Annotated in this window: 13 protein-coding genes; 5 read left to right on the top strand and 8 right to left on the bottom strand. The window is 46.1% G+C overall.

What is annotated here, in order from left to right:
* The gene (locus tag BC343_RS15160; RefSeq protein ID WP_078348657.1) at positions 1-393 is read left to right on the top strand and encodes a hypothetical protein; all 393 of its coding nucleotides are present in this window, start codon (positions 1-3) and stop codon (positions 391-393) included.
* A gap of 188 nt (positions 394-581) precedes the next feature.
* Here BC343_RS15160 and BC343_RS15155 read toward each other — a convergent pair whose 3' ends face one another.
* The 5 genes from BC343_RS15155 to BC343_RS15135 all read right to left on the bottom strand — a co-directional run bounded on the left by BC343_RS15155 (position 582) and on the right by BC343_RS15135 (position 5,814).
* Entirely contained in the window at positions 582-902 is a 321-nt protein-coding gene (locus tag BC343_RS15155) for a hypothetical protein (RefSeq protein ID WP_078348656.1), read from the bottom strand.
* 2 nt (positions 903-904) lie between these two features.
* Positions 905-1,387 (bottom strand): ferritin-like domain-containing protein, encoded by a 483-nt coding sequence (locus BC343_RS15150; protein WP_078348655.1) that lies wholly within the window; start codon positions 1,385-1,387, stop codon positions 905-907.
* Positions 1,388-1,542: 155 nt separating this feature from the next.
* Complete coding sequence (locus BC343_RS15145) at positions 1,543-1,803, bottom strand: hypothetical protein (protein ID WP_078348654.1); 261 nt, start codon at positions 1,801-1,803, stop codon at positions 1,543-1,545.
* 84 nt (positions 1,804-1,887) lie between these two features.
* The gene (locus BC343_RS15140) at positions 1,888-2,664 is read right to left on the bottom strand and encodes a DNA-formamidopyrimidine glycosylase family protein (RefSeq protein ID WP_078348653.1); all 777 of its coding nucleotides are present in this window, start codon (positions 2,662-2,664) and stop codon (positions 1,888-1,890) included.
* A 129-nt stretch (positions 2,665-2,793) separates the two neighbouring features.
* Positions 2,794-5,814, bottom strand: coding sequence for a glycosyltransferase family 117 protein (locus tag BC343_RS15135; protein ID WP_078348652.1), 3,021 nt, complete (start codon positions 5,812-5,814; stop codon positions 2,794-2,796).
* Positions 5,815-5,988: 174 nt separating this feature from the next.
* On the opposite strand from BC343_RS15135, the gene BC343_RS15130 reads away from it, so the two are divergent.
* From BC343_RS15130 to BC343_RS15120, 3 genes are all read left to right on the top strand, one after another.
* On the top strand, positions 5,989-7,623 hold the full coding sequence (locus BC343_RS15130) for a gliding motility protein RemB (protein WP_238381787.1): 1,635 nt from the start codon (positions 5,989-5,991) through the stop codon (positions 7,621-7,623).
* A gap of 297 nt (positions 7,624-7,920) precedes the next feature.
* Entirely contained in the window at positions 7,921-8,808 is an 888-nt protein-coding gene (locus BC343_RS15125) for a helix-turn-helix domain-containing protein (RefSeq protein WP_078348651.1), read from the top strand.
* Entirely contained in the window at positions 8,795-9,241 is a 447-nt protein-coding gene (locus BC343_RS15120) for a DUF983 domain-containing protein (protein ID WP_078348650.1), read from the top strand. The genes BC343_RS15125 and BC343_RS15120 overlap by 14 nt, the downstream gene beginning before the upstream one ends.
* Before the next feature lie 137 nt (positions 9,242-9,378).
* On the opposite strand, the gene BC343_RS15115 is transcribed toward BC343_RS15120, so the two are convergent.
* On the bottom strand, positions 9,379-9,738 hold the full coding sequence (locus tag BC343_RS15115) for a response regulator (protein WP_078348649.1): 360 nt from the start codon (positions 9,736-9,738) through the stop codon (positions 9,379-9,381).
* A 51-nt stretch (positions 9,739-9,789) separates the two neighbouring features.
* Positions 9,790-12,423: a PAS domain-containing protein gene (locus BC343_RS15110; RefSeq protein WP_078348648.1), complete on the bottom strand. Its 2,634-nt coding sequence runs from the start codon at positions 12,421-12,423 to the stop codon at positions 9,790-9,792.
* 134 nt (positions 12,424-12,557) lie between these two features.
* Here BC343_RS15110 and BC343_RS15105 point away from each other — a divergent pair, with 134 nt between their 5' ends.
* Positions 12,558-13,328 (top strand): enoyl-CoA hydratase/isomerase family protein, encoded by a 771-nt coding sequence (locus BC343_RS15105; protein WP_078348647.1) that lies wholly within the window; start codon positions 12,558-12,560, stop codon positions 13,326-13,328.
* 181 nt (positions 13,329-13,509) lie between these two features.
* Here the strand turns inward: BC343_RS15105 and BC343_RS15100 are convergent, their stop codons facing one another.
* Positions 13,510-14,475 carry an IS110 family RNA-guided transposase gene (locus BC343_RS15100; RefSeq protein WP_078347262.1) on the bottom strand — a complete coding sequence of 322 codons (966 nt, stop codon included), beginning with the start codon at positions 14,473-14,475 and terminating at the stop codon, positions 13,510-13,512.
* Between the last annotated feature and the right edge of the window lie 240 nt (positions 14,476-14,715).

The raw sequence follows: 14,715 nt of genomic DNA, 5'->3' as shown, positions 1-14,715 counted from the left end.
ATGAAAGGCCGCATTTTTACGATAGTTATCCTTGTACTTTTAGTGGTTTTAACGGGCGTAATATACTACCGTTATTACTTTGTTTTTGGCGAAGGTACTAAAGCCGGAACTCTGAACTACTTTGTAAAAAAGGGTTATATGTTTAAAACCTATGAGGGCCGCCTCATCCAATCGGGCATACGCTCGCAATCGCAAAACGGTGGTATCACATCAAACGAATTTATGTTTTCGGTAACCGATGAAAAAGTTGCCGACAAACTTAACCATAGCGCCGGTGCCATGATGGACCTGCACTATAAAGAATACCTGCACACCCTACCATGGCGCGGCGTAAGTGTTTTTGTTGTAGATAGCGTAATGTCGGTAACGCCGGTTGCGCCTACGGCGCCTTGATCATTCGTCGATTAAAAGCTCGCGATTTTATTCACCCCGCCTACGCTATCGCTGGGCGACCCTCTCTCCGCAAGCGGAAAGAGGGTAAGCTGCACTATTTCGAATTTCTGCACCCTCTTTGTAAAGCAGAGAAAGTCGACACCCGCGGATTGCGGGTTGTAGAGATGATTAGAATGAAAATGCTGTTATCAAAACAAGGCATCCGCCTTGCCCGAGTTTTGGGTGAGTATTTTGCTGAGATTGTATACCCTGTCAGCACTATCATCGCCTTTTATCAGGCCTTTATCAAATAAATGGCCAAGCACTTCTTCGGCGTGCATTTGATGGGTGGCAATGTCTGTTTCGGGCTCAAATTCATCAAGCATTTTGGCTACTTCGCCGGCGGTAGCATGCTCTAATTGGGCAAGGGCGTATACTACGTTATCCTGCAGCGACGCTTCTGCATCAAACCGGTGCGGTACATGCAGCGGTTTGTATTCTTTCAAAAAATCCTGATCGGGGCTATCCATAATTATGCCTCCTGTTTTTCTTTTACCGAATCGCGCAGGGCCTTAATAGCATCGTGTGCCATTTTTAAACCATTCAGATGATTGGTGAGCAGGTTTACTACCTTACCGTCTTCCCATATCAACTCCTTATCATCTAAAGCTTTGCGGTAGGCCGTTTTGGCTATATCTTCGCCGTATTCGCAATCAGATAGTACCGAATGGTCGTCCTTTTTGCTGAATGCAGATTTAACATCCATCCAGGTGTGGTAAAACTTGCCCGATAGCGTAGTACCATCGGCCGGCGAGCCGCCCAGCACATGCACATACTCGTTAAGTTCGTTTACGTAGCCGCGGCTTTGGTCGGTGTAGCCGGTAAATACAGCCTTCAGGCTGGCATCGGTAGTGCCTTCTATCGCTTTTTGATAACCGGTAATGCGGTCGTTATTGATCTTTATCAGGTCGTTAAGCGCTGATATCTGGTGCTGGATATGCTGTAATGTTCCCATTGTTGTGTTATTATTTTAGTTAAATAACATAACATGCGGGTTAATGTTTGTGGTATTTTCGTTTATAAATAACTGTAAATAAATAAATTACAACACAAACAAAAGCCCATGGCAATGCCAGGGGCTCCTCTATAAACTCTCGTAGCGGGCGCTTTCTAAGCTGCCTGGCGTACCAAATAAAACTCCGAACGTTTATTTATTTTTTTGGCCTTAAAAGGCGTTACATTTTTATATACACCGTCGCGGCGGGCGGCACGGGCTCGTTCGCGGATTAAACGGCTTCGGCGTGCTTTTAAAACATATCGGTTGCCCCAGTGGTCGTAAGTACCGGAAAGGGCGGTTACCGAGCCAACAATAAATGCAGCTATCATAGCAACAACAAACAAGTGGAGGGCGAATGTAAGGATGTGTGCCATATTTTGTGTTAATTAATTTATCTGCCAGTTAAAACGCAAGCAGCGTGCCGATTAGTGCACCAACTAACACAAAGCTTACACCTATTAGCTATAAAGCGTTTGCTCCTCGGTATAATAGGTTTTACGCCCGGCCTCTTTTATCAAAATAGGTGCACCATTGGGGCTTTCCTTCTTTTTGGAATTATGGATGAGCATAAAATCCCTCACCTCGCCGTTAATAATATCCGGATTCGATTTAAGTATTTGTTTTTCAGCTTCTTTTAGAACTAAATGAATGGATTTCACCAGGTCCTTTATCTTCTCTTCGGGTAGTTTATTGCTTGCCGAAAAGGGCGAAATACCGGCATCCCACAAAATTTCGTCGGCGTAAGCGTTACCAATACCACGAATGATCTTTTGATCGAGTAACACCGTTTTTACATTGGTTTTGGTTTTACCCAGCTTCGCTTTCAGGTAGTCGAAACCGGCATTTTCGTCCACAGCATCGGGCGCTTCTTTCTCACCCGGGTTTAAAGTAGGCGTAGCAATTCCCTGGAAATCGGTAAGCACCAAACCGCTGTCATCAGTAAAAAGCAGTTCGATGATGCTGTATTTGTTCTCGTTTTTCCCTTCAAACAAAAACAGCTTACCATGCAGCATCAGGTGTAGGGCTAAAATATCGCCCTCGCTGAATTTGATGTAAAGCTCTTTGCCATCGCGGTAAATTTGCTTCAGTGTTTGCTTCTCCAGTTTAGCACTTAATTCTTCTTTAGTTACGTTTAGCTTTTTGGCGTTGTGTACAACAATATGTTTCAGCGTTTTACCGGCTAATTTTTTATCGAGGTTGCGGGCGAAGGCTTGAAGATCGGGTAGTTCGGGCATGGCGGTAGATGTTTTTTTAATGTTACGAATTTAGAAAACCGATAACCGGCCGCAGAGGTTTTTAAAAATATCTTTTCAACAAAAAACGCCACCCCTATAAGGATGGCGTTTTTTTATTATCAGAAAGCCTTACTCCCCCATCTGCATTATTGGCGCAAACTTGGTTGCGTAGCCTTTAAACTCAGCATCCAGCTTTTTGTATAGTGCATCCTGGTGGTGCTGCTGCAGGTAATCGGCAAGGTTGCTTAACACCTGCATGCTTATCTGTACATCGCGCTGGTTAAGGTATTGCTGGTTGTGCTGCAGGTTGTAGTAGTTAAAATCAAGCTGGTCTACCAAATGCGCATTTATCTCGTTGGTAAACTTGTTACCTAAGGTAATATCGCCTAAGCGGTAGGCTATTTCGGCCATGTACATTTTGCGGCCGGTTACATCAATATATGGGTATAGGTTTGGCATCTCTGCATCAAATTTATGCAGGGCTTTCAGCGCAAGGTCGCCATGGCCTTCTGCTTCCAGGTTGGTGGCCAAATCCAAAAACGTGGTCATCATAACAGGGTAAAACATATTTACCGATTCGTGATCCAGATACTTAGCCGTTTTAAAGTTGCCAAACTTGAATTTGTTCATCACGTTATCATACATCACCAAAGTATTGGTTTTGCCCAACTGGTTATGGTTAGCAGTATCTGGCTTGAACGGAATAAGGCGGTATGTGAAGCCTTCTTTATACAAGTATGGCTGCAGGCCTATCAGGTTATCGTTACCAATAGTGGTGGTGAAACAAATAGGGCGTTTCCAGTTGTTATGGGCCAGTATATCAAAAATGGCCAGGTTCTCTTTAGTAACGTAGTTAGAGGTGTATTTCCATCGCATTGCGCTATCCAGGCGGCCTGCCTGGTCGGTGGTAATTACGTGGTTATCTAACACATCCTTAGGGTTAATATCTATTTTAAAGCTTTTAGTAGGCAGGTAGTTCATGTACTCGCCGGCCTGGTTTTGCCCCTGCAGGTTATGGTCGTCTGAGGTGATAAACTCGAACACATCTTTTATAGGCGAGTAACCTGCAATTTTACTGTCATTGTAATATATGATATCGCGCACGCCCTCTTTATACTTATCGTAAGGCATGGTAATAGGTAGTGGCGCACTCTGGTTCATGGGGCGTTGCATCTGGCGGATGTACCAATCTCCGGTGAACAGGCTCAGGTTTACAATGCGTACATCGGGGCGTATGCCTTCCACTTCCTGGTCGTACCAAAGGCTGTAAGTATCGTTATCGCCATAGGTAAATAAAATGGCGTTTGGCGGGCACGAAATAAGGTAATTATAAGCCATATCGTGCGGTGTCATTTTAGTAGAGCGGTCGTGAGCGCGCCATTCCTGCTTTGCCATTAATACAGGGCAAACCAAAATACAAAACACAAAGGCTATACCGGTGGCTATCTTTATATTCAATTTCTTCCGCAAGGTATCGGCAATGGCTATTACAGCCAGCCCTATCCATATAGCAAAAGCATAAAACGAGCCAACGTACGAGTAATCGCGCTCGCGCGGCTGCGTAGACGCCTGGTTAACGTAAAGCACTACCGCAATACCGGTAAAGAACCACAGTAAGGCTATAATGAGTGCATCGCGCTGGTTACGGTTGAAGTGATAGAGCATACCTGACAAGCCTACTATCAGCGGCAAAGCGTAAAGCGGGGTATACGTAGGGTCCTTCAGTAACGACTGCGGCAGATGCTTGCCACCATCCAACCAACCGCTGGTCCAGTTACCGTCAATACCTTCGGTGCTGGTTTGGCCATCCTGGTCGTTATAGCGGCCAACAAAGTTCCACATAAAGTAGCGCACATACATTTGGTATATCTGCCAGCTGGCCAGCCAGCTAAGGTTGGTACCGAAGTTTGGTTTTTGCCCTTCGGGGATATTGAGCCACTGTTTGTAAAAGTTCACGTCGTTGCCATCGCTGCTGTACATACGGGGGAACAAAGTGGTATGGTCGTAAACGTAATTAGGGCGTTTGCCGGCAACTTCGTATTTCTTTTCGCCTTTGCGGTAAATAATATTGCCTTCGGTTTGGTCGGTAACCTGGGCATCGTAATATTGCCCAAACAGCAGCGGGTTTTCGCCATACTGTATACGGTTAAGGTAACCGTACATGGTAAAGGCGTTATCAGGGTGCGAGTTATTCAGATCCGGATTAGCAGTTGCACGGATAGGAATATAAGCGAACGAGCCGTAGCCAAAGTATATAACCGCCACGCAAAGCATAGCCAAATTAAGCACAGGCTTTTTGTTGCGGATGCTGTACACAATACCGAAAACAATAGCACCTATCAACAGCAATAAAAAGAACAACGCACCGGTACCGAAGCCCAGGCCCAGATTGTTCACGAAAAACAGATCGAAATAGGCAGCAAATTTTACCGTGTAACCGCGTATACCGTATTGTACCACGCCCAAGATAACCACACTTACCAAAAAGGCCATAAAAGCGCTTTTGGTAGTAACATTTTTATACCTGCGGAAGTAGTACACCAGCCCAATGGCAGGTATGGTAAGCAAGTTAAGCAGGTGTATACCTATCGAGAGGCCCATTACATAGGCTATGAAAACTATCCAGCGGTCGGCACCCGGCTCATCGGCATGGGCCTCCCATTTCAGAATACCCCAGAAGATTACAGCAATACAAAGTGACGATAGCGCGAAAACGATGGTCTCCACGGCCGAAAACCAAAAAGTATCGGTATAAGTAAAAGCCAATGCCCCTACCAGGCCCGAGGCCATGATGAGCATGGTGGCCGAATCGCCAAAATCTTTCTCGCGGCCGGCAACCAGTTTTTTGGCCATAGCCGTAATGCTCCAAAACAGGAACATTACCGTAGCACCACTTGCCAATGCCGAACCCATGTTAGTATAGAAGGGCACCTTGGTATTATCGCCAAACGATAGCAACGACATTACTTTGCCCAACATGGCAAACATAGGGTAGCCCGGCTGGTGCGATACCTGCAGGCGGTAGGCGCAGGAGATAAACTCGCCGCAATCCCAAAAGCTTACCGATGGCTCTAAAGTTAAAATGTAAGTTGCAGAGGCTATAACGAAGCAAAGCCAGCCTAAAAGGTTGTTAATTTTGTTGTATTGCATGTACTGTAAGGTGCTGATAAAGCGCGGGCAAATATCAGTAATTTTATAAATTATTTGGTTGTTATGGGGCTTCTGTTAACAAATTTAACACAAATTAACGCCTGTGCCTAAGTATTAATATTTAATTGCCCCTTGCATTTTAATGTTACAATAAATAATACTTATTTTGTTGCGATGCAAAAACATAAACCCCTGTTGCCGCGCAAATTTACACTGCTAATTGCCGGGCTGCTGTTTTTTACCGGAGTAACTAAGGCTCAATCGGTTTACCTACCGCAATCTTATCAATTTTACCAAAAATTTAACGCAGAGGTTTATTCTACCACTAATGGTATGCATACATCGCTGAGGCCGTTTTTGGTAGACAGCTCGCTCACCAACCGTTACACCGAGTTGATGAACCTGGGGGTAAAAAAAGACCGCAACTGGGTAGAACGAAAGCTATTCAACGAGCATTTGCTGCAGGTAGACGATAAGGAGTATACTTTTTATGCAGATATATTGATTGATAACACCTTTGGGAAAGATTTTAAAGATGGTAAAGATATGCCGAGCAACTTTAAGCCTTTCGGGTATATCTTAAAAACTCCGCTTGGTATTAACACGCGCGGTTTCCAGGTAGGTGGTACCATTGGCAGTAAGTTCTCATTCTACACCAGCGCTTTCGAAAATCAGGCCATATTCCCTTCTTATTACAATGACTATGTAAATACTACAGAATTTGTGCCGGGCCTGGCTTACGACCGCAGTTTTGGTAAACCACAGAAGGATTGGTCGTACGTAACGGCCCTGCTATCATACACGCCAAATAAATACCTTAATGTAACCTTAGGCCAGGATAAAACCTTTATAGGCGATGGCTACCGCTCGCTGCTCCTATCGGATTTTGCGGCCAATTATCCTTTCCTGCGCGCTACTGCCAATATTGGCCCCGTGCAGTACATGATGATGTGGACCTACCTGCAGGATATAAAAGCACCAAAGTTTGACGATTTTGGCAGCAATCGCCGCAAGTACGCCATTTACCATTACTTTGACTGGAATGCTACCAAGAGCCTTTCATTAGGCTTCTTCAACGCAGTGGTAACGCCCGAAGCCGACGATGTTGACAACCGCCACGGGTTTGATATTAATTACATCAACCCCTTATTCTTCACCAGCGGCAACAATAAGGTTACGCCCAACAATGTATTGTTCGGCTTTACGGGAAAGTACAAAATATTCAACAAGAATGCCCTGTATGCACAAGTGATACTGGATAACCAAAAGGCCGCAGGCGGACCAAGCAAAAGCAGCAATGGCTACCAAGTTGGCGTTCGCGGCGGCGATTTGGCAGGAGCAAAAAACCTGAGCTACCTGTTCGAGTTTAATACCGTGAAGCCATACACCTACTCGGATGCCAACATGCTGGCCAGCTACACTTTCTATGGCGACCCGCTTGCACACCCGCTGGGTGCCAACTTTAAAGAGTTTGTTGGTTTGCTGAATTATTCGATAGGCCGTTTCGATTTGCAGGGGCAACTGAATTACGCCAAATACGGTTTAGATGCCACCGGCGAAAACAATGGCAAAAACATTAACGCCCCCTACGAGGTAACCACGCCAACATCAAAAATTGCACAAGGCATTAAAACCGATTTGTACTACGCCGAGGGTACTGTATCGTTCCTGATGAACCCCAAATACAACCTCCGTTTCGAATTGGGCGGCTTATACCGTGTAGAGAAAAACACCATTGCCGATAAGCGTAATATGGTACTAACCTTCGGGGTGAGAACATCGTTTAGGAATTTGTACCACGATTTTTAATAAACACTAATTCTGCTAGTTGATTCGAATTTCACGAATGCTTTGTGGTTATTTTACCGCAAAGAACACTGAGAATTAGCATGGTGGTGAGCGCAAAGGACACAAAGGCTTATATAACGGCTATTAAGTAAGCATTTTTGATACCAACACAAGCTTTGCGCTTCTTTGCGAAAACTTTGCGCCCTTTGCGGTAAAATCGACATTAACGCTATTGTAAAATTTACTTATCAGTAAAAAATACCACAAAAGTGACAGAAATCACCTTTTGTACCACCGACAGCCCTGTATCTTTGTGGTATGAAAAAGGCGTTCCCGGTTTATGATATTTGCACCCTGCACGAGCATCAGCACAACGATCTGCTCATTAGCAGGTTTGCGCCTTACCTGCAAAAGCATCAAAACCTTAGCATGGCTCATAAGCACAGCTTTTACCACCTGGTATTTTTTACCGAAGGCGGCGGAACCCATGCTATCGATTTTAAAAGTTTTGATGTAAAGCCCTACCAAATTTACTTTATGGTGCCCGGCCAAGTGCACAGCTGGAGTTTTGAAGGCCCCGTAGATGGCTTCATCATCAACTTTTCAGCAGCTTTTTTTCAATCGTTTTTGCTTCGCTCCGATTACCTGGATAGCCTCCCCTTTTTTAGCGGGAATATTGATGACGAGGTAATAAACCTGCCTGCCGAAACCGGGCAAGCCATTACCGCACTATTTGAGCAATTGGTGCAGGAAGACGGGCAGCACAATCGCATGAGCGCCGATATGGTACGTGCACTGATGCTGCAACTATTCGTTATAGTAGCAAGGCATACCGAGCACGATGTAGCTGCAAATGCACTCAACTACAACTACACGCTACTACAAAGCTTCCGCAAACTGGTTGATAAAAACTTTGCTGCACTACGCCTGCCCAAAGATTATGCAGCGATGCTTTACATTACGCCGAACCACTTAAATGCGCTGTGTAATAATATACTCGGCATTTCTGCAGGCGAAGTGATACGTAACCGGGTAATACTGGAAGCCAAACGCCTGCTGGTAAACCTGGGGCTAAACATTAACGAAATTGCCTCGCAGCTCAACTTTGAGGACAACTCTTACTTCAGCAAATTTTTCAAAAAATATACCGGGCAAACACCCGAAGAGTTTCGTAAACAAAATCTGACCCACCATGACAAGCACTAACAACCTGCAACCTGCAAAACCTATTTCGGCCCTGGAGGGCTGCGTAAAAGCCAAATGCCCCCGTTGCCGCCGCGGCGATATATTCTCTACCAGCACTTACCAACTGTTCGGTCAAAAAATGCACGAAATTTGCTCGCACTGCGGACTGCACTATGAACGCGAACCCGGATACTGGTACGTAGCCATGTTTGTAAGCTACGCATTCAACGTAGCAGAGATGGTAACCTTTGCGGTAGCAATTCACGTGCTCACCCAATCCAGTTCGCCGTGGTTGTATGTGGGTGTATTGATGGCTGTGATATTCCTGATGTCGCCTTTTAATTACAGGTACTCGAGGGTGGTATTATTGTACTGGTTAACACCGGGGCTTCATTACGAGGCATGGAGAAGTGAGGACAGGAATAAGGGGCTGACAAGGGAGCCGGAGGCGTAAGCCCCCCCCAGCCCCCTGAAGGGGAAGCTTTTGAAAGGCGAATAGGATCAATATCGAACACCCAATACTGAACGCCGAATAACGAAGGCTTTTACTTCATTATTCGGCGTTCGATATTCATTATTCAACATTTAACTTCAATTTGTTAGCTTCTCTATCTTCCTGATCAGCTCATCCATTTCGAATGGCTTGGCCAGGAAATCATCGGCACCGGCTTCGAAGGCAGAAGCTTGTATATCGCGGCTGGCGGATATCATGATGATCGGGATATTTCGAGTATCATTCAGGCTTTTTAGCTGCCGGCAAATATCGCGGCCGTCTTCGCCGCTCATCCATATATCCAACAGCAGCAAATCGGGCAGGTCGCCTTTAAGGTTTAGCACCTCGGCACCGTTGTAGGTGCTGGTGACCTGGTAGCCTTCAAATTCAAGCAGCATCTCTACAGCATCCACTATCCCCGGGTCGTCATCTGCTATCATTATCTTCTTCGGTTTCATCTTGGTATAAAGCGTTCGGTTAAATTATCTTTTGGGTTAATTTTAATACAGTTATTTCTTTTCGATTACATCACCACTGTCTACTGGTAATGAAAAGCAAAAAGTGGACCCTTTTCCTTCCACGCTGTTAACCCACATTTTACCTCCCTCGCGCTTAATAATTTCCGAGGAAATGTACAATCCAAGCCCCAAACCGGGGAAAGTATGTTGTTTGCTGCCACTAACACGGTAAAACTGCTCGAACACGCGCTCCTGTTTGTCATCGGGTATGCCAATGCCAAAATCCTGTACGCAAAGCGATACCTGCCCATCCTTCATTTTAGTGCTGACAATTATACGCTCTGCATCTGGTGAGTATTTAATGGCATTGGTGATCAGGTTGGTTATTACCTGCCCTATGCGGTCTTTATCTGAGAAAATTTCGCCAACGTGGCCAAACTCCATCTCCAGTGTATGGCGGGTGGTGGTGTGCTGCAGATCGTGCACATTATCGCGCACTACATCGTCAAAATTGAACAGGGTTTTGTTGAACTGTATTTTACCCGAGTTTATTTTGGTAACATCGAGCAGGTCGCCTATAAGGTTGGTGAGCCTGTTTAGTTGGGCATCCATTTTGGCCACCATGCCGGCCTTTTTATCCTCGCCATCTTTAGCAAGCATAGCACCCAGCACCTGTGCATAGGCTTTTATACTGGTAACCGGCGTTTTTAGCTCGTGGCTGGCTATGCCCAAAAAATCGTCTTTTTGGCGTTGCAGTTCTTTTTGCTCGTGTATATCGGTATTGGTACCAAACCACTTCACAATTTCGCCATCAACCACAAAAGGTAAGGCCCTTGCCAAATGCCAGCGGTAGTTACCATCCTTACCAAGCAACCTGAATTCGAATTGATACACCCGCCCGCTTTTTAATGAGGCAACCCATGCTTTTACGCAGGCCTCACGGTCGTCGGGGTGTACCATCTCCAGCCATTTAGGGCCGGTAATATCTTCCATCGGCACGCCGAAATAATCAACAGCGCGTTTGTTGCCATAATCCAATTCGCCGGTGGTTTTGGCGGTCCATAATTGCACAGGCATAAAATCAGTCACAAATTCAAACTGGCTTATTTGGGCGTTCAGTTCGGCGTTTTTCAACTGCAGTTCAGTATCCACTATCGTCTTCTCGGTTACATCGGTACAGGCACCAATATAACCTATAAAAACGCCGTTGCGGTACTGCGGGTTGCCCGTGGCTATACACCACCTTATCTGCCCCAGCTTATTGCGTATCCTGAAATTCACCTCGTAGGGGCGCTGCGCGGTAAGGTCGCGCAGGAATTTATCGGCTGCGCGCTGGCGGTCTTCGGGCAGTATGCAATGTAGCCAACCTCGGCCAAGTATCTGGTCGTGGGTTTGCCCGGTCCAGTCCGTCCAGGTTTTGTTGGCATAAGTTATCATGCCCTGCTCGTCGCTCATCCACAGGGCGGTTGGCGCTGCGCTGGTAATATTTTGCAGTAATTGCTCGCTATCGGTAATTGCTTTTTGGTCGGCAAGTTCGCGGCGAAGGTCGCGCGCTATCGATGCCCTACCCTGCGGCTCGTTGGTCACAGGGTCGTATATCAGCATCGATGTTGCTTCAACGGGTATAGCTTCTCCTGTTTTAAAATGGCGGTATAATACTCTGCCACTCCATCTGCCACTATCTAGTATATCGGGGGTAATGGCCGTTCTCACCCGCTCTATCTCCTCAGGCATTATAAAATCAGTATTGTGGCGTAGGGCACTTTCGGGGGTATCCAGCCCCATCATTTTGCGCCCGGCGGCATTTACATAAGTAACGTTGCCATTCAGATCGCTCAAGCTTATAAAGTCCGACGTATTATCGATTAGAGTAGTTAACCTGCGCTGCTCCTCGCGTTGCTGAACTTCACGCGAAATATCCAGCGCGGTACCCGCAAAGCGTATGCAGCGCCCCTCTTCGTTAAAATAAGCTTTGCCCCTGCAGCGCAGCCAGCGCAAAATACCATCTTCGGCACCAATGGTACGGAACTCACTATCGTAAAAACCTCCCCGCTCGGGTATCAGCGAATCCTGCACCGTTTTATCGATACGTTCGCGGTCGCCGGGGTGAATGTATTTTAAAACCTCCCGATAAGATACCACCTCCTCTCCTTTGGCAAAACCATAGAGCGCTTTGCAACGGGCATCCCATCTTACAACATCATTTACAGGATCAAGGTCCCAGGTGCCCAACTCGGCCGACTGTAGTGCAAACTGCGTACGCTGCTCGCTTTCAGTTAGTTTTTGGCGGGTGGTAACCAATTCGGTAACATCGGTGGCGGTATTCAATACGCCCCATACCGTGCCATCATTATCTTTTAACGGGCTAAATGTGAAATTGAAATAAAATACTTGCAGCACACCATCCATCACCAGGTCAACGCGTTCGTCGGTAGCTTCGTAGGGTATACCGCTGGTATAAACGTTATCCAACACTTCGTAAAAGCCCTGCCCCTCCAGTTCGGGCAGCAGGCCGCGGTAGGTTTTGCCGATGACGTTAGGGCCTTTACCCCATACTTTAATTACGGCCTTATTGGCAACCTTGATCACCATTTCGCGCCCCACGTACAAAGCCACCGGGCCGGGCGACTCCATAATAAGTGTTTCAAATAAATTTTCGGTTGGCGGGGGGCTGTTATGTTCCATCAAGATATTTAGCGCTTAAATATAATAAAATTGCCGGCCTGTTTGTTTTAGCGCCATGGTTCAATGAGATGCACTTAATTGATGGGTAATTTAAATTTGCTGATATTGTCCTCCGCATCTGTTAAAAACCAATTATGAGCAACAACCAAAACGGCAGCGTATCGCTCACTATAGCCGACGACGGGCTGGCCACCATCAGCTTTTACCATCCCGCGCAGAATTCGCTACCATCTGCCCTGCTAAAAGAGCTTGCCGAAATGATAACCTTTGCCGGCATCGACCATAAAACCAAAGTGATATTGCTGAAAAGCGAGGGCGACCGCACCTTTTGCGCCGGCGCCAGTTTTGATGAGCTATTACAGATAAAGGATAAACAAGCCGGGGCAGAGTTTTTTTCGGGCTTTGCTAATGTGATAAACGCCTGCCGCAAGTCGCCCAAGATCATTATCGCCCGTGTGCAGGGCAAAACTGTAGGTGGCGGGGTTGGCCTTGCCGCTGCCGCCGATTACTGCCTGGCTACCGAAGCTGCTTTTGTTAAACTAAGCGAACTGGCTATTGGTATAGGCCCATTTGTGATATCGCCGGCGGTAACGCGTAAAATAGGCTTGCCGGCCTTTTCGCAGCTGACTATCCGCGCTACCGATTTCCAAACCGCGCAATGGGCAAAAGAAAAAGGCTTGTATAACGAGGTTTATAGCGATATCCCCAATATGGACGAAGCTATTTTACTACTCACCCAAAAGCTTTGCGCCTACCACCCCGACGCCTTAACCGGGCTGAAACAAATACTTTGGGAAGGCACAGAGGATTGGGATGAATTGCTGTTGGAGCGTGCCGCGATTAGTGGTGAATTGGTGCTGTCGGAGTTTACACAGGAGGCTTTAAAGGGATTTTTGAAGAAGTAAAAAAACGATGTCATTTCGAATCCCTCAAGCGGAGGGAATGAACGGGAGCGGGTGAGAAATCTTCGACGAAATGCATGAACGATTTGTAATGCGGATTTGCATAATGGCTTTGCATATCGCATAAGATTTCTCCTCACGCCCCGCACCGCCCTCGCCCGCTGTTCGTCGAAATGAACTGTGTTTAAAAGCAAATAATATTTGAATAATTTTCCTGATATGTTGAGTTAGTTTTAGCTATTGCAAAAGCTTGCTTTAGCAACTTATTTACGACTGCGATCAAAGCAACTTTTTTGGCTTTTCCTTTTGCCAGCAAGCGTTCATAAAGCTCCCGGCAGGCTTTATTGCAGCGTTTTGCGCTCCATGAGCATACATACAATGAGGCCCTGATCGCAGACATGCCCATTTTACATATTCTTGGCCTGCCTTTTACACTGCTGCCCGATTCGAACAGGCGCGGGCATGTCCCAATGTAAGAGCTTAATTTACTGCAATCGCCGAAACGCTCGAAACCACCGCTTACCAGGATGAGCATTATCGCTGTTTTTTTGCCAATGCCAGGTATGCTTTTCAGTCCTGATAGCATTTGCCCATAATGTTCAAGAACGATCTTTTCCATGTTAGCTGAAAGCCGTGATATAAGTTGTTTAAGGTGGCATAGCTCTTTTTGTATCGTCTGCCTCAGTGCTTTTTGCATCATTCCTGTAGCTGTAAAGCTTTCAAGCTGGTTGCTTAACACAGTATGCTGCTTGCTCAATCCTGATAAAATGGCTTCTGTTTGCTGTAATTCTACCACATGCTGCTGTGGTGGGGCCCATTGCTCCGGCTTAGCCATGGCACCATACTCTGCGATCAGGAGTGCGTCTTTCTTATCTGTTTTAGCCCGGGACATACGCATTTGGCTGTAGCGGCGAATCACCAAAGGATTTACCACACTTACCTTAATGCCCTTCGTATGCAGGAAGCAAGCAAGCCTTAAATAATATGGGCCGGATGCTTCCATCACGATATGGCTATCTGTATCCAATAGCTTTAAGAAGCCGTCGAAGCCTGTAGTTTCGTTGCTGAACTGATAATGGCGTCGGCCGGCTGATACGTCAAAGGACGCTTTTGAAATGTCTACACCAATGTAATTTGCATGAGTTTCCATAACTTTGTTTTGAGATAAATACTGTAGAAGAACCTGCTTTACTGCTTATCAATCCTACATACAGGCTCTTGTGGCCTAATGAACTGTTCAAGCTTGTAAGCAAAGGGGTAAAGTGATCTGCATTTCGAACGGCTTCCTACAGCCAATGACAACTCGTGATCTTTCTCTTTACCCTTTTTCTTCTACTTTAAATTTACTCTAAACACTTAACTTTTTCCTATAAGCAAACATAGGATGACA

Origin of the sequence: Mucilaginibacter pedocola, from assembly GCF_002013915.1 — a bacterium.
In the GTDB taxonomy this organism is placed as follows: domain Bacteria; phylum Bacteroidota; class Bacteroidia; order Sphingobacteriales; family Sphingobacteriaceae; genus Mucilaginibacter; species Mucilaginibacter pedocola.
The sequence above is the reverse complement of the archived record's forward strand: the minus strand, read 5'-3'. Positions and strand labels throughout refer to the sequence as shown.

Bases quoted from the DNA above. Each gene is read 5' to 3' on its own strand.
- BC343_RS15130 (WP_238381787.1), top strand. From the start codon at position 5,989: ATGCAAAAACATAAACCCCTGTTGCCGCGCAAATTTACACTGCTAATT.
- BC343_RS15140 (WP_078348653.1), bottom strand. From the start codon at position 2,664: ATGCCCGAACTACCCGATCTTCAAGCCTTCGCCCGCAACCTCGATAAA.
- BC343_RS15150 (WP_078348655.1), bottom strand. From the start codon at position 1,387: ATGGGAACATTACAGCATATCCAGCACCAGATATCAGCGCTTAACGAC.
- BC343_RS15110 (WP_078348648.1), bottom strand. From the start codon at position 12,423: ATGGAACATAACAGCCCCCCGCCAACCGAAAATTTATTTGAAACACTT.
- BC343_RS15115 (WP_078348649.1), bottom strand. From the start codon at position 9,738: ATGAAACCGAAGAAGATAATGATAGCAGATGACGACCCGGGGATAGTG.
- BC343_RS15155 (WP_078348656.1), bottom strand. From the start codon at position 902: ATGGATAGCCCCGATCAGGATTTTTTGAAAGAATACAAACCGCTGCAT.
- BC343_RS15125 (WP_078348651.1), top strand. From the start codon at position 7,921: ATGAAAAAGGCGTTCCCGGTTTATGATATTTGCACCCTGCACGAGCAT.
- BC343_RS15105 (WP_078348647.1), top strand. From the start codon at position 12,558: ATGAGCAACAACCAAAACGGCAGCGTATCGCTCACTATAGCCGACGAC.
- BC343_RS15145 (WP_078348654.1), bottom strand. From the start codon at position 1,803: ATGGCACACATCCTTACATTCGCCCTCCACTTGTTTGTTGTTGCTATG.
- BC343_RS15120 (WP_078348650.1), top strand. From the start codon at position 8,795: ATGACAAGCACTAACAACCTGCAACCTGCAAAACCTATTTCGGCCCTG.
- BC343_RS15160 (WP_078348657.1), top strand. From the start codon at position 1: ATGAAAGGCCGCATTTTTACGATAGTTATCCTTGTACTTTTAGTGGTT.
- BC343_RS15135 (WP_078348652.1), bottom strand. From the start codon at position 5,814: ATGCAATACAACAAAATTAACAACCTTTTAGGCTGGCTTTGCTTCGTT.
- BC343_RS15100 (WP_078347262.1), bottom strand. From the start codon at position 14,475: ATGGAAACTCATGCAAATTACATTGGTGTAGACATTTCAAAAGCGTCC.